A 21,930-nucleotide genomic window follows, 5' to 3' on the forward strand; every position below is an offset into this window, starting at 1 on the left:
AGCCCAGCCCGACATCACTCTACCTTCTCTTTTCCTGCAACGGAATGACTTTGGTTGGCCAGTCTGGTTTAAACGGGATCAGCGCCGAGAGCGGGGAAAACAAGCCATGATCCAGCGGTTTATCCATAAAAAACGACATATCAAACTCATCGCTCATCAAACTGGTGCCGATGTGACGCGACAGCGCTGCATCGCTTTTCACGGGTGGCAAATCGCGTGGGCCGCCGCCATATCTGAGTTAAGCAGCAGGCCGCGCACTATCGCCAGGTCACCGCTTTCCACGACCGGCTGCGGCGTTTGCATACCTGACTTCTGAAATACCTGATTCAGCAAATGGCGTGACGGGGTATTATCGCGCGGCAAAATCTACTGCGTTTGCGCCAAATCGAAGGGAGTAATTTTACGATCCGCCAGCGGATGATCGGGACGCGCCAGCAGAATCAATTTTTCTTCAAATAACACCTGATTATGAATATCCAGCACGCCTTTATCCTGACGCAGCGCACCAAGGATAAAATCAATATCTCCCGCGCGCAGCTCTGTCACCAATGCACTGAAGGCACTTTCATTAGTCACCACTTTGACGCCGGGATGCCGTATCACCAGTTGCGCAATTGCCTGTGGCAGCACGCATTTTCCCATCTCGGTTAACAGCATTCCGCTGGCATGACGCTCAAATAGTGGTGTCGATAAAGTGTGCTCAAGATCACGAATAGAACGGGTGTTAGCAGACTGAGTGCGAAATAAATTGTTTGCCGCTTCCGAGACCATGCCACGTTCAGCAATCATGCAAAACGCACGTATTTGCATAATTTTTAAGGGATATTCATCATGTGATTTTTTCATTTTTATCCGGGCGAAGAGGGAGATCTAAGTCACAACATAAATAAAATTCATAGCTCACGCAATGAAAGGCATTATCCGCCTGGTGATCACCATGGCAGGATGAAAAAAAACGCAAAACGCAGGAACCTGAAATGGAAAAGATGAAGAAAAGTGCTTTAGTGGTCAGTGCGCATTCCGCAGATTTTGTCTGGCGTTCAGGTGGCGCCATTGCGCTGCATGCCTCACAAGGTTACGACGTGCATGTGGTGTGTCTTTCCTACGGCGAGCGTGGCGAATCGGCCAAATTATGGCGTAAAGGCAACATGACTGAAACCCTCGTCAAGCAGAACCGACAGGCTGAAGCCGAAGCGGCCGCTAAAATTTTGGGGGCCAGCATTGAGTTTTTTGATCTTGGCGATTATCCGCTGCGTGCAGACAAAGAGACGCTGTTTCGCCTTGCCGATGTGTTCCGTAAAGTACAGCCGCACTTTGTCCTGACCCATTCGGTAAACGATCCGTATAACTATGATCATCCACTGGCCGCTAATCTGACCCAGGAAGCGCGAATCATCGCCCAGGCCGAAGGCTATCGTCCGGGTGAACAGATCATCGGCGCACCGCCGGTTTACTGCTTTGAGCCACATCAGCCAGAGCAGTGCAACTGGAAGCCGGATGTCTTACTGGACATCACGTCGGTGTGGGACAAAAAATACGCGGCCATTCAGTGCATGGCGGGGCAGGAGCATCTGTGGGAATACTATACGCGCGTGGCATTACAACGCGGCGTACAGGCCAAACGTAATGTCGGGATCGCCTCGCCTAAAGTGATCAGTCATGGCGAAGGGTATCAAAGCCTGTTCCCCCGCGTGACGGAGGATTTGTCATGAGCCTGGTGAATAAAAAGGGCGTCGTAGTCAGAAACATTGCCCGCGCCGAAAGCGACATACTGTCCCGTTTTGCTCGCTATGGCGTGGCGACAACGCATGAAGCGCAGGGACGCAGCGGGTTGCTGGATGTGCGGATACGGCCGATTCAGCAAAACCGTACGGTCGCGGGCAGCGCCGTCACCGTGCTGGTTTCGCCCGGTGATAACTGGATGTTCCACGTTGCGGTCGAGCAATGTCAGCCTGGCGATATATTGCTGGTCGCTCCGACGTCCGATTGCCATGATGGTTTTTTTGGCGATTTACTGGCGACATCGCTACAGGCTCGTGGCGTGGTGGCGTTAGTCGGCGACATCGGTATTCGCGATAGCCAGACATTACGCGAGATGAATTTCCCGGTGTGGTCGCGTGCCGTTTATGCGCAGGGCACAGTGAAAGCGACACTGGGAGCGGTGAACGTGCCGGTGACCTGTGCCGGGCAGCTGGTCAATCCCGGCGATATTATCGTTGCGGACGATGACGGCGTAGTAGTTGTGCCACGTGAGCAGGCCACGGCGGTGGCAGAGGCCGCGCAGAAACGTGAGGATGCGGAAGAGAGAAAACGTCAGCGGCTGGCGGCGGGGGAACTCGGACTGGATATTTACCAGATGCGTCCGCAGCTGGCCGAAAAGGGGCTGCGTTATGTTGATTCTCTTGATGAGTTGAAAAATAGCTGATGAAACAAACGCTTCTGCCTTGCGTAATAAGGCGTGGCGGCACGTCAAAGGCCGCCTGTTTTCTGGCGTCAGATTTGCCAGCCGACCTTGCTACCCGCGACCAGGTGTTATTGGCGGTGATGGGATCGCCGGATGCGCGGCAGATTGACGGCATTGGTGGTGCCGATCCGCTCACCAGCAAGGTGGCGATTGTTTCCCCGTCATCACGCCCGGATGCCGACGTCGATTATCTGTTTGCCCAGGTCAACGTCGATAAAGCCATCGTCGATTATGGCCAAAACTGCGGCAATATTCTTGCGGCAGTCGGTCCCTTCGCGCTTGAGAAAGGGCTGGTGACCATTAAAGGCGCGCTGACCCCGGGGCGCCTTTAATGGTGAATACCGGGCAGATCGCTGAAGCACAGATCGCCACGCCAGACGGCGCCGTTGAATATCAGGGCGATGTGCGCATTGATGGCGTGCCGGTAGTACTGATCCGGGCTGCCGATCTTCAGCGCAGCGGACTGGAAACACGCGAGCAGTTAGATAATGACGATGAGCTGAAGGCGCGGCTGGAATCGATTCGTCTCCAGGCCGGTTTATGTATGAACCTGGGGGACGTCTCGCAGCGTAGCGTACCCAAAATGACCCTCGTTGCGGCACCGACCCAGGGCGGTAGCATTAGCACACGCACTTTTATCCCGCATCGTAGCCATGCATCGATCGGCGTGCTGGGCGTGGTCAGTGTAGCAACCGCCTGTTTGATTCCCGGTTCAGTGACTGACCAACTGGCACATGTCAGTGATGCACGCCAGCAACGACTGGCGGTGGAGCATCCAACCGGCGAATTCAGCGTGATGTTAACCCGCGATGTGGAAGGCAGAGTGATCAACAGCGGTCTGATCCGCACCGCACGGTTACTGTTTGATGGCCGGGTGGCGATTCCGGGCTCGCTGTGGTCCGGCAACTAAGGAGAATAGAATGACGCGTATTGCAATAGTCGGTTTTGGCGAAGCGGGGCAGATCTATGCCCGGGATTTGGCTGGTGTGGCAGACGTAAGCGTATGGGACAAAAAATTCTCTGGCACCCAGGCGGAGCATCTGCGCGAGCTGGCTGTGCAGGCTGGCGTACAGCCGACGGGGTCGTTGGCTGAAGCCCTGGACGGCGCTAATTTGGTGTTCTCGCTGGTGACAGCGGTCAGCGCGCGGGAGGTCGCAGAACAAGCTGCGCCGCTGCTGGGTTCAGAGCAGGTTTTTCTCGACTTTAACTCCGTCGCACCCGAGACCAAGCGTGCAGGCGCAAAAGCGGTAGCGGCGGGCGCCGGAACCTATCTAGATGTTGCGGTAATGGCGCCCGTACCGCCAGGCCGACTCAGCACGCCGTTGCTGCTTGGCGGGGCGGCGGCATACCGCGTTGCGGAAAGTCTGTGTGAGCTGGGCTGTAATGCACGAGCCGCCAGTGAACGTATTGGTGATGTTTCGGCGATTAAGATGTGTCGTAGCGTCATGATCAAAGGGCTTGAGGCCCTGACAACGGAATGCCTGAGCTCCGCCCGACAGTACGGCGTGGAGGACGCAGTGCTGGCTTCGCTGCACGCGAGTTTTCCGTCACTGGGCTGGGATGCACAATTTCCGCACTACCTGATTAGCCGCGTGGCAGAACACGGCGTGCGCCGCGCCGAAGAGATGGGTGAAGTCGTTAAGACCTTGCGGGATGTAGGTGTGATGGCGGCAATGAGTCAGGCTACGCAATCTGTACAGGCAGATCTACCCGCCAGACTGGCGCAGAAAAACCTGCATTATCGCGATGTCACGCCGTTTGTCTGGCAGGATGTGGTAGATAAGCTGAAATAGTGCAAAGGGAATAGCCCAGCGCGGGCTTCTCTAAACGCCCAGTCGATCCCGTATCGCATACCATACCGCGCCCATTGCCGTCAGTGGCACTTTAAAGCGTCTTCCGCCGGGGAACGGCAAATGCGGCAGATTAGCAAAGGCGTCAAAGCGTTCGGCATCGCCGCGTAGCACTTCGCTAATCAACTTGCCAGAGAGATGGGTGCAGGTCACACCGTGACCGCTGTCACCCTGCATAAAGTAAACGTTGTTCTCTAACCGGCCAAACTGCGGCATACGCGACAGGGTTAACAGGAAATTGCCGCTCCAGCCAAACTCCAGTTTGACATCCTGCAACTGTGAAAAGGTGCGTTGTAGTTTAGGACGAATCAATGCCTCAATATCGCCCGGCTCACGCGCTCCGTAAACCACGCCGCCGCCATACAGCAGGCGGTTATCGGCGGTCAGCCGGAAATAATCCAGCAGGTAATTACAGTCTTCTACACAGTAATTATTTGGCAGCAGCGTCAGCGCCTGATCGCGGCTCAGCGGTTCTGTCGCCACAATTTGTGAGCCACACGGCATGCTTTTACCGCTAAGGCGCGGTTCAATGCTGGTCGGTAAATAGGCATTACCGGCAAAAATGACATAGCTTGTCGTCACTTCGCCTTGCGCTGTTTTGACGCGATTCGGCGATCCGTAAACTACGTTTACTGCCGCGGACTGTTCATAGATACGTCCGCCGTGACGGCGTATCGCTTCTGCTTCGCCTAATGCAAGGTTCAGTGGATGCAGGTGTCCGCCACGCTTGTCCAGCAGGCCGCCAACATAACGCTCTGTTGCCACTTCCCGGCGAATGCCGCGCTCATCCAGGAGTTCGAGATCGTGGTTGCCGTAGCGGGTCCACAGCTTTTTCTGGTTGCGCAAGTGGCCCATTTGGCGTGCATTTAACGCGGCGAAAATTCCGCCGGGGCGATAGTCACAGGCAATGGCATAACGATCAATGCGATCACGTATGATTCCGGCGCCTTCAAACATCATGCTGCCCAGCATACGCGCGCTTTCCTTGCCATAATGCTGTTCAATCACATCAACGTCGCGGCTGTAGGAGTTAACCACCTGACCGCCATTGCGCCCGCTGGCCCCGAAACCCACGCGTGCCGCTTCCAGAACCACCACGTCATAACCTGCTTCGGTCAGGTAAAGCGCGGCGGACAAACCGGTAAAGCCACCGCCAATAATGCAAACGTCACACTGAATGCTCTCCTGCAACTGCGGCCACGGTTCATGAGGATTGGCTGTTGCAGCGTAATAACTCTCAACGTATTTCATCTCAACCTCCTCAACGCGCAATTTTTATCAGAAATTAGCTGGCGTATGGGCACTGACAATGCGACAAGTTTGGTCTGCCGTGTTGGTAAAGCTGTGCGGCAAACCGGTGTCGATGACATAACTTTCACCGGCGTACAGATGAAAACTTTGTCCATTCACTACCAGTGTGATTTCCCCTTCCAGCAGCGTGCCGGTCTCTTCGCCGGGGTGCCGCAGTTTCTCACCGGTGCTGGCGCCGGGTTGATAGGTTTCCAAAAGCATGTCCAGCTTGCGGGCTTGACCGTTATCAATCAGCCTGAGCGACACGCCCTGGCTGCCGATCTCCACTAAATCGTCCGGTCGAACGATCACTTTCGGCATTGCGCCCTGTTTCGGTTCGGAGAAAAATGCCGACAGCGATAAGCCATACACGTTTAACAACTTCTGTAAGGTGCTTATCGCCGGACTCACTTTATCCTGCTCAATGGTACTGATGGCGCTGTGTGTTAAACCTGCCAGTTCAGCGACGCGGCGCTGAGACAATCCCAACTCTTGCCGGATCTGCGATAAACGTCGTCCGGGTGCCAGAGTGGCATCATTCATGGTGTCTTTTCCTTGTGATAACGGATTGCTGCGTGGATAAACCCATCGAACAACCGGCGCGATGCCGCCGACCTTTCCGGGTGCCATTCAGGATGCCACTGCACCGCGAGTGCAAACGGATGATGTTGCAGACTGACCGCTTCTGTCAGCCCGTCGGAAGCACGTGCTTCGATGCGCAATTGTGGACCCGGCTCGCGGATCCCTTGTTGATGCAATGAATTCACCGTCAGCGTGGCGCAGTCAAGAAGGGTGCTGAGCAGTCCGTCTGGCTCAATCGTAATCTCATGCACGGGTGCATATTGTTGATCGAGCGGTTGGGAGAGATCTTCATGATGACGCTGAAATTGACGATGCTGGCTAAGCTGGCGATAAAGCGCGCCGCCGTTAGCGACGACTAACTCCTGCATTCCGCGGCAAATACCGAAGATCGGCATCTTTTTGCCAATGGCGTGCGTAATCAGGCTGAAGGCCAGACGATCGCGCCCCGGATCGGCATGCTGCTCTTTGCCTTCCTCACCATAGTGCCAGGGCTCGATATTGCTGGGGCTGCCGGTCAGCAGTACGCCATCCAGAATTGCCATTGCGTTTTCTAACTGATGAGGGGTCTGGATTAAATGGTGGGGCAAGGCAAGCGGGACGCCGCCAGATAACGTCACGGCGTCGAGGTATTTGTTGTGCACCATCTGCGTAGGGTGGCCGCCCTTGTCGATTTGGCACATCACCACGCCAATCAACGGGTTGTCAAAAACAATGCCCATCTTCTTCCTCGTCGCTGTTCGAAATATCGACCGAAAAGGCACAACTGACGTTTAAATGTGCAATATTTTGTCAATCTAGCAATCCGCTGCTCGTTCTTCAAACAGATTTGTTACGTTTGCACACTTTTTGTGTTAGCGCTATGTTAGATAAGTGGCGGTTATTTTGAGCATTGCGCAAACCAATTACGGGGCGGGTGAGATCATGACAAACCTGGTAGAAGTAGAAGACTTTACGCGACACAGCGAAGAGAGACGAACCAGCGCGTTCCAGCTTGAGGTGAAAGCCTGGCTGGAGCGCCATCCTGGAACGCAGTATGTCGATGTTTTGTTAAATGATTTAAATGGTGTCTTTCGCGGTAAACGTATTCCGGTCGCCGCACTGCTTAAGCTTGAAAAGGGCTGCTATTTTCCAGCATCTGTCTTCGCTATGGATATTCTTGGCAACACGGTAGAAGACGCCGGTCTCGGGCAATCATTGGGGGAGCCCGATAATCTTTGCCTTCCCGTTCCCAATACTTTAGTTCCCTCCGCCGCCGATCCAGAACATATTGCGCAACTGCTGTTAACCATGCGCAACCAAGATGGCACTCCTTTTGACGTTGAACCCCGAAATGTTCTTAACCCGTTGTGGCAGCAGCTACGCAATCGAGGTCTATTTCCGGTGGTAGCGGTAGAGCTGGAGTTCTATCTGGTGGATAAAAAGCGTGATGCGGAGGGGTATATCCAGCCGCCTTGTGCGCCGGGTAGCGATGAACGCAACATGCAGAGCCAGGTTTATTCGGTGGATAATCTGGATCATTTCGCCGATGTGCTGCGTGATATTGATGAAATGGCTAAATTACAAGGTATTCCGGCCGATGGCGCGCTGGCAGAGGCTTCACCCGGCCAGTTTGAAATCAACCTGCACCATACCCGTGATGTGCTGCAAGCCTGCGATCATGCGGTTCAGTTAAAACGCCTGATTCGCCAGGTGGCAGAAAATCACGGCATGACGGCGACTTTCATGGCTAAACCTTATGAAGAGTACGCAGGCAGCGGTATGCATGTGCATATCAGTCTGCTGGATGCTGCCGATCATAATGCGTTTGCCTGCGATGATGGCAGCGATTCCCCTTTGTTAAAACGTGCGCTGGCAGGAATGATCGACCTGATGCCCGCCTCAATGGCACTGCTGGCACCCAATGTTAATGCCTACCGACGTTTAGTGCCGGAAGCCTGTGTGCCGTTACAGGCGTCGTGGGGACACAACAATCGCACGGTGGCGCTCCGTATTCCCTGCGGTGACGTCGAGAACCACCGCATCGAATACCGGGTTGCTGGCGCGGATGCTAACCCGTATTTAGTGGTTTCAGCGGTGTTGGCCGGGCTGCTACATGGGCTGGATACGCAACTGCCGTTGCCGCATCCGGTGTCAGGTAAAGGCCACGAAGCGGAAGGGCTGGCGTTGCCCGTTCGCCAAAGCGAGGCTCTATATGAGTTTGAAACCAGCTATCCGCTGCAAAAACTGGTGGGCGAACGTTTCGGTAAAGTGTGGCATACCTGCAAAAACTACGAGTTGATGCAGTTTGAACGGTTGATTACCGCTACTGAGATCGACTGGATGCTGAAAAACGCCTGAGCAATTTTTATATTTATTGTTCCGGCATCTTGTGTCGGGCCAACAGATTGAGGCAGAATACGCGCCCTGCAAAAACAGAATATAACCGACGCTTATCGCGCCGGTTATTTTTTTGCATATTGTTTTCGCTGACTTAACCGAGGCCGGGCACGCACCCGGATAGATAAACACTGAAAACACGCTGAAGCGTGAGATTGAGGATACAAAGATGGGGATGTTTTCCACACTACCAGCCCACGCTGGTACGCGTTTTCGTGATGACTACGGCGCCGCACGTACTGCAAACCTTACTCCCTGTCGCATTTTGCGCAGTTTCCCCATGGCTCAACCCGATCTGGTTGCCGTACAGGGGGGACTGAAGCATGTCGTTTAATACCTCCGCCGCACCACAGCGTGCGCATCTGAAAAAATCACTGACCTTACTTCCGGTCGTCATGATGGGCCTGGCCTACATGCAGCCTATGACCCTGTTTGATACTTTTGGTATCGTCTCTGGGTTGACCGATGGTCACGTTGCTACCGCTTATGCCTTTGCGCTGATTGCGATTCTGTTTACCGCCGTGAGCTACGGCAAGCTGGTACGCCGCTTCCCCTCTGCGGGCTCCGCTTATACCTATGCTCAGAAGGCTATCAGTCCGCACGTCGGCTTTATGGTGGGCTGGTCATCGCTGCTGGACTACCTGTTCATGCCGATGATTAACATCCTGCTAGCTAAAAACTATTTTGAAACGCTGGTGCCTGGCATTCCTTCGTGGATTTTTGTCGTGCTGCTGGTGGGCTTTATGACGCTCTCTAACCTGAAGGGCATTAAAACGGTCGCTAACTTCAACAGCCTGATTGTGGTGTTGCAGGTCATCGTTATGGTCGGTATCACTGCGCTGGTGATTTACGGCGTGGCGAACGGCGAAGGCGCAGGTACGCTGGCCAGCAGCAAGCCATTCTGGTCAGACAATGCGCACGTGGTGCCGATGATTACGGGTGCGACAATTCTCTGCTTCTCGTTCCTCGGTTTTGACGGGATCAGCTCCTTGTCGGAAGAGACCAAAGATGCAGAACGTACTATTCCGCGCGCAATTTTCCTGACTGCCCTGATTGGTGGCGTGATCTTTATCGTGGCATCGTACTTCCTGCAGCTCTATTTCCCGGATATTTCTCGCTTCCAGGACCCGGATTCCTCACAGCCAGAAATTATGCTGTTTGTTGCCGGTAAAACGTTGCAGTTTGGCATTTTGATTTTCTCGGTGGTGACGGTGCTGGCGTCAGGTATGGCGGCACATGCCGGCGTTTCACGTCTGATGTATGTGATGGGCCGTGACGGGGTATTCCCGGAGCGTTTCTTCGGTTACATCCATCCGAAATGGCGTACGCCTTCTCTGAACGTATTGCTGGTCGGTGCGATTGCCCTGATGGCGATTAACTTCGACCTGGTGACGGCGACCGCATTGATTAACTTCGGTGCGCTGGTGGCGTTTACCTTTGTGAACCTGTCGGTGATTGCCCAGTTCTGGATCCGTGAGAAGCGTAACCGCACGCTGAAGGATAACGTCCAGTTCCTGCTGCTGCCGCTGCTTGGCGCATTAACCGTCGGCGCGTTGTGGATCAACCTGGAAGCGAGTTCGATGGTGCTGGGTCTGATTTGGGCAACGATCGGGATTCTGTATCTGGCGTTTGTCACTCGCAGCTTCCGTAATCCGGTGCCGCAGTTCAGCGAAGAGATGTAAGTTAGTTTGTATCAGCTTTCCCCCACCAGGTGGGGGAAAGCTGACAGAAAGACGTTACCTATCCGCTCTTCTACCCCGCAATAACCAGTTCCCATGCTCCGGCACTTAATAATTCTCGCGCCGTGTGGTTTAACTGATCGTCCGTCACAATAGTGTCAAACCGCTCAAGCGGAAGGGCCAAAAATGTCGCGATCTTGTTGTACTTCGAACTGTCGCTCAGCAGCACGCGCTTGCTGCTTACTTCGCTGACCGTTTGCTTCACCGTAACTTTGTCTTCATCCGGTGTGAATAAGCCGCGTGGCCCCCAGCAGGACGATGAAATAAACGCGATGTCAATCGCCAGATGACGCAGGCTACGTGCGGCGGCTTCCCCGACGCAGGAACGATTCTCGCGGCATACCGTGCCGCCGGTGTGGATCACCCGGCAGCTGCTGGCTTCCATCAGCAAATTCGTCACCATGAAATCATTGGTTACTACCAGCAAATCATTGCGATCCACCAGTTCACGTGCCAGCGCCAGCGTCGTGGTGCCTGCATCCAGATAAATACAGCTATTACGCGGAATATGCTGAGCCGCCAGTCGGCCAATAGCATTTTTCTCATCATTAAACAGCGTGGTTTTGGTGAGATGTGAAGGCTCCGCCGCCAGCCGATCCGCTGAGCGCACTCCCCCTGACACGGACAGCACAGCGCCTTGCTCTTCCAGCTTTTGCACGTCACGACGGATCGTCATGTGCGAAACACCCAGACGATCGGTTAATTCCGCAATACTGACCACACCGCGCTCAGCAACCAACGCCAAAATCTGTTGATGTCGTTCGACCGGGATCACATCGTCTCCTTGATGATTATCATTTTTTCACATTGTAATGGATTTAAGAGGTAAGGCGATCAGAAAATTTGCCGCCTTTAAGCACGAATCCCTGCCTGGAAGCGCGTCTCTTAAGGCCTGGCGCGGATGTGGGGCGCGTGTGAAGATTTGTTGCATCTAAGCGCTGAAGTTATTTTTTGTGATGCCACACACATTTTTTCATCGGGTGACCTGTCAGGATTAACATCATCAAACAAATAATCACTTAATTTAACAGAGGGGGCGACGATGCCAGTCTCAAACATCTGTGTTATCGGTTTAGGTTCAATGGGGATGGGCGCGGCGCAATCTTGTATCCGTGCGGGTCTGAATACCTGGGGCGTGGATCTTAATCCTGCCGCGCTGGACGTTCTGCGTCAGGCGGGCGCGCGTGATGCGCAGACTTCAGCAGACCGCTTTGTCGATCAGCTCGACGCGGTGCTGTTGCTGGTGGTGAATGCAAAGCAGGTCAATGCGATTTTATTCGGTGAAAATGGCCTGGCGGCAAAACTGAAGCCCGGCACGGTGGTGATGATCTCTTCTACTATCTCTGCACAGGACGCGCAACAGTTTGAGCAAAAACTGGCTGAGCATCAGCTATTAATGCTGGATGCACCAGTATCAGGCGGCGCGGTCAAGGCCGCTACGGGCGATATGACCGTGATGGCATCAGGCAGTGAAGAAGCCTTTACCAAACTGCAACCCGTACTGGATGCGGTGGCGGCGAAAGTCTATCGTGTTGGGACCGAAATCGGTCTGGGCTCTACCGTCAAAATTATCCACCAGCTATTAGCGGGCGTACATATCGCGGTGGGCGCAGAAGCGATGGCGCTGGCGGCGCGTGCGGGCATTCCGCTCGACACCATGTATGACGTGGTTACCCATGCCGCAGGCAATTCCTGGATGTTTGAAAACCGCATGCGTCACGTGGTCGAGGGTGATTACAGCCCTAAATCCGCCGTCGATATTTTTGTTAAAGACCTGAATCTGGTCGCCGACACCGCCAAAACGTTGCATTTCCCGCTGCCGCTGGCGTCTACTGCGCTCAATATGTTTACCGAAGCCAGCAATGCCGGTTATGGCCGCGAAGATGACAGCGCGGTGATCAAAATTTTCAGCGGCATCACGCTGCCGCAAGGTGGGGAGAAAGCCTGATGCGACTGGGAGTCATTGCCGACGATTTTACCGGTGCGACCGACATCGCCAGTTTTTTGGTGCAAAACGGTCTCTCCACCATTCAGTTTAATGGCGTGCCGCATAACAGCGACGCGCTGGACGCGCAGGCAATCGTCATCAGCCTGAAATCGCGTTCCTGTCCGGTTGAGCAGGCGATTGAGCAGTCGCTGGCGGCGCTGAGCTGGTTACAACAGCAGGGCTGCGAGCGCTTCTATTTTAAATATTGTTCGACCTTCGACAGCACCGAGCGGGGCAATATCGGACCAGTCACCGATGCACTGCTGGCGGCGCTTGGCGAAACGCAAACGGTGATCTGTCCGGCACTGCCGGTGAACGGCCGCACCGTTTATCAGGGGCATCTGTTTGTCGGCGAGCAACTGCTGTCAGATTCCGGTATGCGCCATCATCCGGTAACGCCGATGACTGACAGCAACCTGCTGCGGTTGATGGAGCGCCAGGCCAAAGGCAAAGCGGGATTAATTGCCTCACAGGTGGTTGAGCAGGGCGTGGACGCGGTACGTTGTAAGCTTGACGAACTGCGTGAGCAGGGCATTCACTACGTCGCAATCGATACCCTGAACGAACAGCACCTGCTGACGCAGGGTGAAGCGCTGCGTGACATGCGTCTGGTCACCGGCGGTTCCGGGCTGGCGATCGGTCTGGCGCGGCAATGGGCACAGGACGATGCCGATCACCGCAGCGCCGAACAGGCCGGTCGTCCCCAGGGAACGCGCGCCATAGTTATCTCTGGTTCCTGCTCGCAAATGACCAATCGCCAGGTCAGCGCCTATCGACAGCAGGCACCAGCGCAGGAAGTGCAGGTCGAACGGTGTCTCGACGATGTCGAAAGTTATGCCCTGCAGCTTTGCGACTGGGTTGATGCCAACAGCCATCAGGCGCTGGCTCCGCTGCTGTTCGCCACGGCTGATGCGCAAAATTTGCAGGCAATCCAGCAGCAGTACGGCGCGCAGCGCAGCAGCGAGGCAGTGGAAAATCTGTTTGCCGCCGTGACGCGTGAGCTGAAAAAACGCGGCTGGCAGCGCTTTATCGTGGCTGGCGGCGAAACGTCGGGTGTGGTAGCGCAGAGCCTTGGCGTCACGGCATTTCACATCGGCCCGACCATCTCCCCTGGCGTACCCTGGGTGCGCGATATTCGGCAGCCGCTGTCGCTGGCGCTGAAATCCGGCAATTTTGGTGATGAGCACTTTTTCCGCCGCGCCCAAACGGAGTTTTCCCATGCCTGAACAATATTCTCTTAACGAACAGCAGGCCCGCGCCGAGATGGTACAGCTCGGTGCTTCCTTCTTTCAGCGCGGTTACGCCACTGGCTCAGCCGGCAATTTGTCGATGCTGCTGGAAGATGGCAATCTGCTGGCCACGCCGACCGGTTCCTGCCTGGGCGAGCTGGATGGCGAGCGCTTGTCGAAAGTCACGCCAGAAGGCGAGTGGCTATCCGGCGATAAACCGTCGAAAGAGATCGCCTTTCATCGGGCGCTCTATCTGAATAATCCTGACTGCAAAGCGGTGGTACATCTGCACAGCCATTACCTGACCGCGCTCTCATGTCTGCAAGGGCTGGACACGCAAAACTGTATCCGTCCGTTTACCCCTTACGTGGTCATGCGTGTGGGTGACGTGCCGGTAGTGCCTTATTATAAGCCGGGCGATCAGCGGCTGGCTGAGGATCTGGCGCGGCTGGCATCGCGCTATCGCGCTTTCCTGCTGGCTAATCACGGCCCGGTGGTAGTGGGAAAATCGCTGCGTGAAGCGGCGGACAATACCGAAGAGCTGGAAGAGACCGCACGGCTGATGTTTACGCTGGGCGACCGCGCCATTCGTTATCTGACGGATGACGAAGTGGTGGAATTAAGGAGTCGATAATGCCGAAGTTTGCAGCCAACTTATCTACGCAGTTTAACGAGGTGCCATTTCTGGAGCGCTTTGCCGCTGCCGCGCAGGCCGGTTTTGAGGCGGTGGAATTTCTGTTTCCTTATGACTATCCTGCAGCGCAGCTGAAGCAGTTACTGGATGAGAATCATCTCAGGCTGGTACTGTTCAACACGGCGGCCGGTAACGTGGCGGCGGGTGAGTGGGGCGTATCGGCCATTCCCGGTCGTGAAGCCGATGCACATGCCGATATTGATCGCGCGCTGACCTATGCGCTGGCACTGAACTGTCCGCAGGTCCATATTATGGCGGCGACCGTGCCAGAGGGAGCCGATCGTCAGTCGTATGTCGATACGTTTGTCAACAATATGCGTTACGCCTCGGAGCGCTTTGCGCCGCACGGCATCACGCTACTGATTGAAGCGCTGAACCCGAAAACCAAGCCGAATTACCTCTATTCCAGCCAGTATCAAACCTTAGACATGGTTGAGCGGATTGCTCGTCCTAATGTTGCTACTCAGCTTGACCTGTTTCATGCGCAGCTGGTGGATGGCAATCTCAGCCACCTGATTCGCCAGTATGCCGGGCGCTATCGCCATGTGCAGATCGCCTCCGCGCCGGACCGGCATGAACCGGATGAGGGGGAAATCAACTATCCGTGGCTGTTCACGTTGCTGGACGATGTCGGCTATGACGGCTGGATCGGCTGCGAATATATCCCCCGTGGCAACACGGTCAGTGGCCTCGGCTGGTTCGCGCCCTGGGCAAAGAAATCCTGAAATAACCCATGAAATAACACCGGCGTTTCGGCGCCGGTGTGGCTCTGGTCGTCCTTTTGACGTACCGGCACCAGGCTGTGCTGTACCCCCTTAATCCCAAAAAGATAATTATTACCGAGGCTTACCATGTCTACCGCATTGCTGTTAGCTATTGCGTCTGCCAGCATCGTGATCTTACTGCTGCTGGTTATCAAAGCGAAAGTTCACCCCTTTGTTGCGCTGCTCATTGTCAGCCTGCTGGTGGCGGTTGCTACCGGCATTCCGGCTGAAAAAATCATGGAGACGATTATCAGCGGTATGGGCGGTCTGCTCGGCCATATCACCATTATCATCGTGCTGGGGGCGATGCTTGGCGCGATCATTGAAGCGTCGGGCGGCGCGGAGTCGCTGGCGCAGCGCTTCAGTAAAACCCTCGGCCTGAAGCGCACCGTAGCCGCGTTGACGATGGCGGCGTTTATCCTGGGTATTCCGGTATTTTTTGAGGTCGGCTTTATTATCGTTATCCCGCTGATCTACGGCTTTACCAAGGTGGCTCGGGTATCGCCGCTGAAGTTTGGTCTGCCCATGGCTGGCGTGATGCTGACGGTTCATGCGGCGCTGCCGACCCATCCGGGCGCGGCTGCGGCGGCAGGGATCCTGCATACCGATATGGGCTGGTTGATGATGCTCGGCATCGCGATTTCGATTCCAGTCGGTATCGTCGGCTATTATGCGGCGAAAGTGATGAACCGTCGTCATTATCATCTGTCGGTCGAGGTGCTGGAACAGTTGCAGATGGCGAAGCCGGAAGGCAGCGAGAAAAAGCACGAAGTGGCTCCGCCAGGCGCGCTGACCATTAGCGGGTTGATTGTGGTGCCGATCGCGTTAATCGTACTGGGCACTTTATCGCACACCTTGCTGTCCGAAGAGAGTGTGCTGCGTAAAGTGATGATGGTGATTGGTACGCCGCCGATTGCGCTGCTGATTGCGTTAGGTTTAGCGGCCTGGCTGCTGGGTGTACGTCGCGGCTGGAGCAAAGACAAACTGGAAGATCTGACTGGCCGGGCGATTCCAACTTCAGCGAGCGTGATTCTGGTCGCTGGTGCAGGTGGCGCATTCGGCAAAGTGCTGGTGGAGTCAGGGGTGGGTAAAGCGCTGGCGGTGACGCTGGAAACGCTCCATCTGCCGCTGGTACCGGCGGCGTTTATTTTGTCGCTGGCGCTGCGTGCTTCACAGGGTTCCGCCACCGTAGCGATCCTGACCACCAGCGGCCTGCTGTTGCAGGCAGTGGCTGGGGTGAGCGATATGCAGCGCGTGCTGGTGACGCTGGCAGCGTGCTTCGGCGGGTTAGGGCTGTCGCATGTCAATGATGCGGGCTTCTGGGTGGTAACGCGCTATCTCGGCCTGTCGGTAGCAGATGGTTTGAAAACCTGGACGGTGCTGACCACATTGATGGGCCTGAGCGGCTTCGCCTTGACCTGGCTGCTCTGGGCGCTGGTGTAATCTCTGGGGGCGGAAAATACCGCCCCTGACTTTCGCTATGAAACCAGTTCCTGGGCATACAAATACAGCGCTTTTAGCTGCCCAAGCTTCTCCTGATCCGCCTCATGCAAACTCGCCAGTGACTCCAGCTCCAGCAAAAACGCCTGCACTTTCTCGGCATTTAACACTTCACGACGATGTTGCAGCCAGCGCTGTTGCTCGGCGTCATCCAGCGTGCCGGGGAAATTGCGGGCGCGGTAACGGAACAGCAGTTTCGCTACGCGGGGGCTTTCAAAGGTTAAATCCAGCGCAGGCAAGTTCTGCGGCGCGGTCTGACGGATAATCGTCATACCCGCCCGATCGGCATCGCTAAAGAAACCGTCATATAACTGCGCATCAACATCATCTGGTGGAGTAAACAGCTCGGCTTCAGCAAAAAGGGTTACCGCTTTTTCACGCACATCCGGCTGTTGACGCAGTAGCGCCAGATTATCCAGACAGCGCTGACGATCAATGCCTAACCGCTCGGCATCTTCCGGGCGCAGGGTATTGGCTGGGGCCAGAACCGGACATTTATTAATATGCACCAGCTTGATGGGCACTGAGGCCAGCTCGCCCAGTTCGCTTTTACGCGTATATAAACGTTCACGTAGCGTATCGGCATCCAGCGTCAGCAGTGGAGTCATATCGCCCGCCAGATCCACGACAATCAGCGCGTTGCGATTCTCCGGATGCCAGGCGAGCGGCACAATCCAGCTGGTATTACCCCGTGCGGCGCCAAACATGCCGGAAACATGTACTAACGGTTTCATTTGCGGGATGTCGATCAGCGTCATCAGTTTATTTTTGTTGCGATGCGTAAACAAAAATGCAAACAGTTTCGGCTGCTTCTCTTTTACCAGCTTTGCCATGGCCAGCGTGGCGTAGACGTCAGACATCGCATCGTGGGCGTTCTGATGCTCCACGCCGTTAGCTTTGGTCAAATGTTCCAGGCGGAAGCTGGGAAAGCCGTCATCGTTTTCTGGCCAGTGGATGCCGTCCGGGCGCAGCGCATAGCAGGCACGCATTACATCCAGCAAATCCCAGCGAGAATTGCCGTTTTGCCAGCTCCAGCCGTAGGGATCATAAAAATTGCGATAAAAAATATTGCGCGTCACTTCGTCGTCGAAGCGCACGTTGTTGTAGCCCACAACACAGGTTTGCGGCTCGGTAAACAGCGCGTGGATGCGTTCGGCAAACGCCACTTCGCTGACGCCTCGCGCCATGGCGATTTGCGGCGTGATGCCGGTAATCATCACCGCTTCCGGCTGAGGCAGATAATCATCCGGTGGACGGCAGTAAAACACCTGCGGCTCGCCAACTGGATTGAATTCGTTGTCGGTGCGCAAGCCAGCGAACTGCGCCGGACGATCCAGCGAAGGACTGGTGCCAAACGTTTCATAATCGTGAAACAAAAAAGTTAAATCCGAAGGCACAGCGTTTTCCTTTACGGGAAAAAATCAGCGCTCAGGATAGTCTGCCGGGCGCGTCAGCACAACCGCGCCGGTACAGGTTGCGAAGCAGATTGCACCGATCATACTTTTTTTCAATTTAGACAAACCTTCTCGACGCTTTTGCCGTAAAACGTGCGGCTGTTTCTGTTTCGTTTACCTGTTTGCGCAACTAAGGATAAAGTGTTGAAAAGGCGTCTGCTGATTACTGTAACTGCAACTATTTTTTGGGCATCGCTGGCGCAAGCCGAAGATATGCCTTTTCCCCTGACGCCACCGGCCATTGACGCCGCTTCCTGGGTATTGATGGATGCCACCACCGGCCAGGTGCTGACGGCCGGAAATCCTGATGAACGCCGTAATCCAGCCAGCCTGACTAAACTGATGACGGGCTACGTGGTCGATCGCGCTATCGATCAGAAAAAAATTACCCGCGACGATATGATAACTGTAGGTAAAGATGCCTAGGCGGCGGGTAATCCGGTATTCAAAGGCTCATCGCTGATGTTCCTCAAGCCTGGCGACAAGCTAAGCGTGCGCGATCTGAGCCGTGGTGTGATCATTGATTCCGGTAATGACGCCTGTGTCGCGCTGGCAGATTACGTGGCGGGCAGCGAAGCCGGTTTCGTTAAACTGATGAATCAGTATGTTGAAAAACTGGGCTTACAGAATACGCATTTTGAAACGGTACATGGTCTGGATGCGCCAGGTCAGTTCTCCAGTGCGCTGGATATGGCGAAACTTTCCCGGGCGATTATTGATGGCGAACCAGATTTTTACGCCATGTATAGCGAGAAAACGCTGACCTGGAATGGCATCATGCAGAACAACCGCAACGGTTTGCTATGGGATAACAATCTGCATGTTGATGGTCTGAAAACCGGCCATACCGAAACCGCCGGTTTTAACATCATCGCTTCCAATGTGGTGGGAAAACATCGCCTGATTGCAGTAATTATGGGCGGCAAAAGCGCGAAAGGGCGTGAAGAGCAGGCGCGCAAGTTGCTAATCTGGGGACAAAATACCTTTGATACCGTTCAACTGTTCCATGCCGGTAAAAAGATTGGCACTGAGAATGTCTGGTACGGTAATCCACACCAGGTTGATGTCGGCACCGTCAACGATATTTACCTGGCGCTGCCGCGCAGTGAAATTCAGAACGTGAAGGCCAGGTACGTTATTAATCGCAAAGAACTCGACGCGCCGCTGAAAGCGAATGAAACCATCGGTGAAATTCAGGTCATGGACAAAGACAAGCAGCTGGCAAGTTATCCGCTGGCAACGCTGAAAGCTGTTGATGAAGCGGGCATTGTTACGCGCATAGAAGATTATCTGAAGCAAAAGCTTTGATTCGCGTTTGTGGTATCGCGTAAAAAGCCGCCGAAAAAAGGGCAGCCTGTTGGCTGCCCTGTTCGCGTTTTATTGCAGATCATCCTTCATCTTTTTTATCTCTCCGGCATCGACCGGAGCGGCAGCATTGCCCCAGCTGTTACGGATATAGGTAATCACCGCAGCAATATTCTCATCGCTTAACGTACCCGCAAATGCAGGCATCGCAGGCGCGGTGGGATGTGCATCGGTATCGACACCGCGGCTTCCCGCCAGCACGACGCGCATCAGCGAGGTGGCATCAGGCTGGTTGAGCAACGGATTGTTTGCCAGCTGCGGGAAGATATTCTTCTCACCGCGTCCGCCAGGGCTGTGGCAGGCTGAACATTTGGCTTCATAAATAGTGGCCCCCATTTTCATGCGCGCATCACTCGCCGCTAGCGGCTCCGGTTTTTTCCCGGCTTTTTTATCGCCATCCTTAAGGTAAACTGCGACTGCGTTGAGATCGTCTTCACGCCAGTGCTGCGTCGAGTGACGTACCGCGTCTGCCATTGGCCCAGAAGCGATGTCATAACGGTTCACGCCGGTACGCAAGTAGCTCATAATATCCTGCTGTGTCCATTTGCCTAAACCGGTATGTTCGCTGGCGCTGAGGTCAGGCGCATACCAGCCTTCGACCACTTCACCGCCAAGAAAATGGCTGCTCTTATCGCCGCCCAGCAGATTTTTTGGCGTATGACAGGTGCCACAGTGTCCCAGACCTTCCACCAAATACGCACCGCGATTCCATTCGGCAGATTTATTGGGGTTGGCCTTAAATTCGCCCTTATCGAAGTTGATCCAGTTCCAGAACAGTAAGCTGGCGCGGATATTGAACGGGAAAGGCAGTTGGTTAGTCTCAACGGGGTGATGGATCGGCTGTAGCGTTTGCATCCACGCCCATAAGTCTTGCAGATCTTTTTCCGACATTTGGGTGTAAGCGGTATAGGGCATCGCCCCGTATAAACGCTTGCCATTATGCCCAACACCTTCATTCATGGCGCGACGAAAATCATCGTAGCTCCAGTTACCGATACCGGTTTCACGGTCTGGCGTAATGTTAGCGCCTGCCAGCGTACCGAACGGCGTTTGCAGCCTGACACCTCCGGCGAAAGGCTGTTTTTCATCGCTGGTGTGACACGCGGTACAATCCCCAAGCGTGGCGATGTACTGGCCCCGGGCAATCTGATCGTATTCCGGCTGGGCCTGACTGCTCAGGCTTAACGTCATGAGCACGGCAGCCGCAGAGAAAAGCGATAATGTTTTCATACGCTAATCATCTCCCCCGGACGTTTCAGATAGTATTGACGAATATCGTGTGCGGCTTTGTAGGCCAGCGCACCAACGGTGCCGGTTGGGTTGTAACCGGGGTTCTGTGGAAAGGCTGAGGCGCCTACCACAAACAGGTTCGGCACATCCCATACCTGAAGATGTTGGTTTACCGAACTGGTGCTGGGATCGGCTCCCATAATAAATCCGCCCACTACGTGCGAGGACTGATAAGGCACGCTGCTCCAGTGTCCGGTCATAGGTTTGACAATCATTTCACGTGGATTCATCGATTTAGCAATTTCTGCCACCTTGTTAGTACAGTACTGCGCCATCTTCAGGTCGTTTTGCGCAAAATCGAAGGTAATACGCAGCAGCGGCCGGCCGTGCGGATCGTTGTAGTTAGGATCTAACGACAAATAGTTAGTGCGCGTGGTGTAACTGCTGGCTTCACAGCCTATCGACATGGTGCTGAGATAGTTATCTTTCAGCGCCTGTTTCCACTTTGAACCCCATTTCGGGGTCTTAGGCGGTAAGGGGCGATAGCCAATCGGCGCGGAGCCAATAGGGGTGACGCGAATGCTGCCGCCGCCAAAGAAGCCAAGACCACTATGATCGAAATTGTCGTTGTTAAATTCGTCAATGCCCATGCCTACCGCGCCGGCACCAATAAACGGGTTAAAGTTTTTGTTATCAAAGAACAGCGTCACGCCATTGGCGGTTTGGTAGGCGTAGTTGCGACCGGTGGTGCCTTTATTGGTCACGGGATCGTAGGCTTCACCGATACCGGAAAGCAGCATCAAACGAACATTTTCAAAGGTGAAGGCGGCAACAATCACGAGATCAGCGGGTTGCTCCCATTTATCGCCAGAAGAGTCGATATAGGTTACGCCAGTCGCTTTTTTACCGGTGGAATCGGTTAGCACTTCCAGCACTTCGCAGTTGGTATAAGCAGAAAAGTTGGGTTTGCGTATAAGCGCCGGTAACACTGTGGTGATCGCGCTGGCCTTGGAGTAGTTGGCGCAGCCGTAGTTGGTGCAAAAGCCGCAGAAAGTACAAGGCCCCATCGTTACGCCATACGGATTGGTATAGGCTTCGGAAACCAACGAGGAGGGCACAGGGAAAGGCTTATAGCCAAGGTTTTTAGCCGCATCAGCAAACAATGTTGGGCCGTAAGGCTGACGCAGCGGGGCAGTCGGATATTCACCCGATCGCGGCCCTTCAAACGGATTGCCGCCGTCACGAACCTGGCCGTTGATATTGCCAGCTTGCCCTGACGTGTACTAGCTCAGACCTGATCTGACAGTTACCGGTTATTTATACAGGTGTCTGTCAGATTAAATCTGGTTCAGATTCTTTTCTGCCCAGACCCGTTTTCCATCAAGTAACGTGGCCATTGGCGTACG

General features: G+C 54.6%; 18 protein-coding genes and 4 pseudogenes. 13 read left to right on the forward strand and 9 right to left on the reverse strand.

Going from position 1 to position 21,930, the window contains the following annotated elements:
- Nucleotides 1-34: 34 nt before the first annotated feature.
- Together QRY16_RS13735 and QRY16_RS13740 are read right to left on the reverse strand one after the other, a co-directional pair.
- Nucleotides 35-229 (reverse strand): annotated as a pseudogene (locus QRY16_RS13735) (DODA-type extradiol aromatic ring-opening family dioxygenase); the annotation flags it as partial.
- Nucleotides 220-846 (reverse strand): annotated as a pseudogene (locus tag QRY16_RS13740) (LysR family transcriptional regulator); the annotation flags it as partial. The pseudogenes QRY16_RS13735 and QRY16_RS13740, both read right to left, overlap by 10 nt.
- A gap of 131 nt (nucleotides 847-977) precedes the next feature.
- Here QRY16_RS13740 and QRY16_RS13745 point away from each other — a divergent pair.
- The 4 genes and pseudogenes from QRY16_RS13745 (at nucleotide 978) to QRY16_RS13760 (ending at nucleotide 4,257) form a co-directional block, all read left to right on the forward strand.
- A complete protein-coding gene (locus tag QRY16_RS13745; RefSeq protein WP_289776982.1) occupies nucleotides 978-1,712 on the forward strand; it encodes a PIG-L deacetylase family protein in 735 nt (244 codons plus the stop codon).
- Nucleotides 1,709-2,425, forward strand: a complete 717-nt coding sequence (locus QRY16_RS13750) for a 4-carboxy-4-hydroxy-2-oxoadipate aldolase/oxaloacetate decarboxylase (RefSeq protein WP_289776983.1) — start codon at nucleotides 1,709-1,711, stop codon at nucleotides 2,423-2,425. Before QRY16_RS13745 ends, QRY16_RS13750 begins: the two co-directional genes overlap by 4 nt.
- Nucleotides 2,425-3,374 (forward strand): annotated as a pseudogene (locus QRY16_RS13755) (PrpF domain-containing protein). Before QRY16_RS13750 ends, QRY16_RS13755 begins: the two are co-directional and overlap by 1 nt.
- 10 nt (nucleotides 3,375-3,384) lie before the next feature.
- On the forward strand, nucleotides 3,385-4,257 hold the full coding sequence (locus tag QRY16_RS13760) for a DUF1932 domain-containing protein (RefSeq protein ID WP_289776984.1): 873 nt from the start codon (nucleotides 3,385-3,387) through the stop codon (nucleotides 4,255-4,257).
- A 30-nt stretch (nucleotides 4,258-4,287) separates the two neighbouring features.
- Here QRY16_RS13760 and QRY16_RS13765 read toward each other — a convergent pair whose 3' ends face one another.
- Genes QRY16_RS13765 through puuD form a run of 3 tightly spaced genes read right to left on the reverse strand, consistent with a single transcriptional unit; the run spans nucleotide 4,288 to nucleotide 6,905 of the window.
- On the reverse strand, nucleotides 4,288-5,565 hold the full coding sequence (locus QRY16_RS13765; protein ID WP_289776985.1) for an NAD(P)/FAD-dependent oxidoreductase: 1,278 nt from the start codon (nucleotides 5,563-5,565) through the stop codon (nucleotides 4,288-4,290).
- A 27-nt stretch (nucleotides 5,566-5,592) separates the two neighbouring features.
- The gene (gene puuR, locus QRY16_RS13770) at nucleotides 5,593-6,147 is read right to left on the reverse strand and encodes an HTH-type transcriptional regulator PuuR (RefSeq protein WP_193404934.1); all 555 of its coding nucleotides are present in this window, start codon (nucleotides 6,145-6,147) and stop codon (nucleotides 5,593-5,595) included.
- Complete coding sequence (gene puuD, locus QRY16_RS13775) at nucleotides 6,144-6,905, reverse strand: gamma-glutamyl-gamma-aminobutyrate hydrolase (RefSeq protein ID WP_289776986.1); 762 nt, start codon at nucleotides 6,903-6,905, stop codon at nucleotides 6,144-6,146. Before puuD ends, puuR begins: the two co-directional genes overlap by 4 nt.
- 199 nt (nucleotides 6,906-7,104) lie before the next feature.
- Here puuD and QRY16_RS13780 point away from each other — a divergent pair, with 199 nt between their 5' ends.
- The 3 genes from QRY16_RS13780 to QRY16_RS13790 all read left to right on the forward strand — a co-directional run bounded on the left by QRY16_RS13780 (nucleotide 7,105) and on the right by QRY16_RS13790 (nucleotide 10,244).
- The gene (locus QRY16_RS13780; RefSeq protein WP_289776996.1) at nucleotides 7,105-8,523 is read left to right on the forward strand and encodes a glutamine synthetase family protein; all 1,419 of its coding nucleotides are present in this window, start codon (nucleotides 7,105-7,107) and stop codon (nucleotides 8,521-8,523) included.
- 208 nt (nucleotides 8,524-8,731) lie between these two features.
- The gene (locus tag QRY16_RS13785; protein ID WP_193404936.1) at nucleotides 8,732-8,896 is read left to right on the forward strand and encodes a hypothetical protein; all 165 of its coding nucleotides are present in this window, start codon (nucleotides 8,732-8,734) and stop codon (nucleotides 8,894-8,896) included.
- A complete protein-coding gene (locus QRY16_RS13790) occupies nucleotides 8,886-10,244 on the forward strand; it encodes an APC family permease (RefSeq protein WP_193404937.1) in 1,359 nt (452 codons plus the stop codon). The genes QRY16_RS13785 and QRY16_RS13790 overlap by 11 nt, the downstream gene beginning before the upstream one ends.
- 70 nt (nucleotides 10,245-10,314) lie before the next feature.
- Here the strand turns inward: QRY16_RS13790 and ygbI are convergent, their stop codons facing one another.
- On the reverse strand, nucleotides 10,315-11,076 hold the full coding sequence (ygbI, locus tag QRY16_RS13795; RefSeq protein WP_289776987.1) for a DNA-binding transcriptional repressor YgbI: 762 nt from the start codon (nucleotides 11,074-11,076) through the stop codon (nucleotides 10,315-10,317).
- Between the two features lie 267 nt (nucleotides 11,077-11,343).
- Between ygbI and ltnD the strand changes: the two genes are divergently transcribed.
- The 5 genes from ltnD (at nucleotide 11,344) to QRY16_RS13820 (ending at nucleotide 16,418) form a co-directional block, all read left to right on the forward strand.
- Nucleotides 11,344-12,249, forward strand: coding sequence for an L-threonate dehydrogenase (gene ltnD, locus QRY16_RS13800; protein ID WP_289776988.1), 906 nt, complete (start codon nucleotides 11,344-11,346; stop codon nucleotides 12,247-12,249).
- Nucleotides 12,249-13,514 carry a 3-oxo-tetronate kinase gene (gene otnK, locus QRY16_RS13805; RefSeq protein ID WP_289776989.1) on the forward strand — a complete coding sequence of 422 codons (1,266 nt, stop codon included), beginning with the start codon at nucleotides 12,249-12,251 and terminating at the stop codon, nucleotides 13,512-13,514. Before ltnD ends, otnK begins: the two co-directional genes overlap by 1 nt.
- Entirely contained in the window at nucleotides 13,507-14,151 is a 645-nt protein-coding gene (otnC, locus tag QRY16_RS13810) for a 3-oxo-tetronate 4-phosphate decarboxylase (protein ID WP_193404941.1), read from the forward strand. Before otnK ends, otnC begins: the two co-directional genes overlap by 8 nt.
- Complete coding sequence (locus tag QRY16_RS13815; RefSeq protein ID WP_289776990.1) at nucleotides 14,151-14,936, forward strand: HPr family phosphocarrier protein; 786 nt, start codon at nucleotides 14,151-14,153, stop codon at nucleotides 14,934-14,936. Before otnC ends, QRY16_RS13815 begins: the two co-directional genes overlap by 1 nt.
- A 126-nt stretch (nucleotides 14,937-15,062) precedes the next feature.
- Nucleotides 15,063-16,418: a GntP family transporter gene (locus tag QRY16_RS13820; RefSeq protein ID WP_289776991.1), complete on the forward strand. Its 1,356-nt coding sequence runs from the start codon at nucleotides 15,063-15,065 to the stop codon at nucleotides 16,416-16,418.
- Nucleotides 16,419-16,453: 35 nt separating this feature from the next.
- Here QRY16_RS13820 and sbcB read toward each other — a convergent pair whose 3' ends face one another.
- The gene (gene sbcB / locus QRY16_RS13825; protein ID WP_289776992.1) at nucleotides 16,454-17,872 is read right to left on the reverse strand and encodes an exodeoxyribonuclease I; all 1,419 of its coding nucleotides are present in this window, start codon (nucleotides 17,870-17,872) and stop codon (nucleotides 16,454-16,456) included.
- Nucleotides 17,873-18,073: 201 nt separating this feature from the next.
- On the opposite strand from sbcB, the pseudogene dacD reads away from it, so the two are divergent.
- Nucleotides 18,074-19,237 (forward strand): annotated as a pseudogene (gene dacD, locus QRY16_RS13830) (serine-type D-Ala-D-Ala carboxypeptidase DacD).
- A gap of 69 nt (nucleotides 19,238-19,306) precedes the next feature.
- On the opposite strand, the gene QRY16_RS13835 reads toward dacD, so the two are convergent.
- Complete coding sequence (locus tag QRY16_RS13835; RefSeq protein ID WP_289776993.1) at nucleotides 19,307-20,524, reverse strand: cytochrome c; 1,218 nt, start codon at nucleotides 20,522-20,524, stop codon at nucleotides 19,307-19,309.
- Nucleotides 20,521-21,642 (reverse strand): GMC family oxidoreductase, encoded by a 1,122-nt coding sequence (locus QRY16_RS13840; protein ID WP_289776994.1) that lies wholly within the window; start codon nucleotides 21,640-21,642, stop codon nucleotides 20,521-20,523. Before QRY16_RS13840 ends, QRY16_RS13835 begins: the two co-directional genes overlap by 4 nt.
- Nucleotides 21,643-21,930 lie beyond the last annotated feature (288 nt).

The sequence above is a fragment of the Mixta mediterraneensis genome (assembly GCF_030283135.1).
Taxonomy (GTDB): Bacteria; Pseudomonadota; Gammaproteobacteria; order Enterobacterales; family Enterobacteriaceae; genus Pantoea; species Pantoea mediterraneensis.

What these genes read in the sequence shown, in the direction of transcription:
- QRY16_RS13745 (WP_289776982.1), top strand. Translation starts at nt 978, where the DNA reads ATGGAAAAGATGAAGAAAAGTGCTTTAGTGGTCAGTGCGCATTCCGCA.
- QRY16_RS13750 (WP_289776983.1), top strand. Translation starts at nt 1,709, where the DNA reads ATGAGCCTGGTGAATAAAAAGGGCGTCGTAGTCAGAAACATTGCCCGC.
- QRY16_RS13760 (WP_289776984.1), top strand. Translation starts at nt 3,385, where the DNA reads ATGACGCGTATTGCAATAGTCGGTTTTGGCGAAGCGGGGCAGATCTAT.
- QRY16_RS13765 (WP_289776985.1), bottom strand. Translation starts at nt 5,565, where the DNA reads ATGAAATACGTTGAGAGTTATTACGCTGCAACAGCCAATCCTCATGAA.
- puuR (WP_193404934.1), bottom strand. Translation starts at nt 6,147, where the DNA reads ATGAATGATGCCACTCTGGCACCCGGACGACGTTTATCGCAGATCCGG.
- puuD (WP_289776986.1), bottom strand. Translation starts at nt 6,905, where the DNA reads ATGGGCATTGTTTTTGACAACCCGTTGATTGGCGTGGTGATGTGCCAA.
- QRY16_RS13785 (WP_193404936.1), top strand. Translation starts at nt 8,732, where the DNA reads ATGGGGATGTTTTCCACACTACCAGCCCACGCTGGTACGCGTTTTCGT.
- QRY16_RS13790 (WP_193404937.1), top strand. Translation starts at nt 8,886, where the DNA reads ATGTCGTTTAATACCTCCGCCGCACCACAGCGTGCGCATCTGAAAAAA.
- ltnD (WP_289776988.1), top strand. Translation starts at nt 11,344, where the DNA reads ATGCCAGTCTCAAACATCTGTGTTATCGGTTTAGGTTCAATGGGGATG.
- otnK (WP_289776989.1), top strand. Translation starts at nt 12,249, where the DNA reads ATGCGACTGGGAGTCATTGCCGACGATTTTACCGGTGCGACCGACATC.
- otnC (WP_193404941.1), top strand. Translation starts at nt 13,507, where the DNA reads ATGCCTGAACAATATTCTCTTAACGAACAGCAGGCCCGCGCCGAGATG.
- QRY16_RS13815 (WP_289776990.1), top strand. Translation starts at nt 14,151, where the DNA reads ATGCCGAAGTTTGCAGCCAACTTATCTACGCAGTTTAACGAGGTGCCA.
- QRY16_RS13820 (WP_289776991.1), top strand. Translation starts at nt 15,063, where the DNA reads ATGTCTACCGCATTGCTGTTAGCTATTGCGTCTGCCAGCATCGTGATC.
- QRY16_RS13835 (WP_289776993.1), bottom strand. Translation starts at nt 20,524, where the DNA reads ATGAAAACATTATCGCTTTTCTCTGCGGCTGCCGTGCTCATGACGTTA.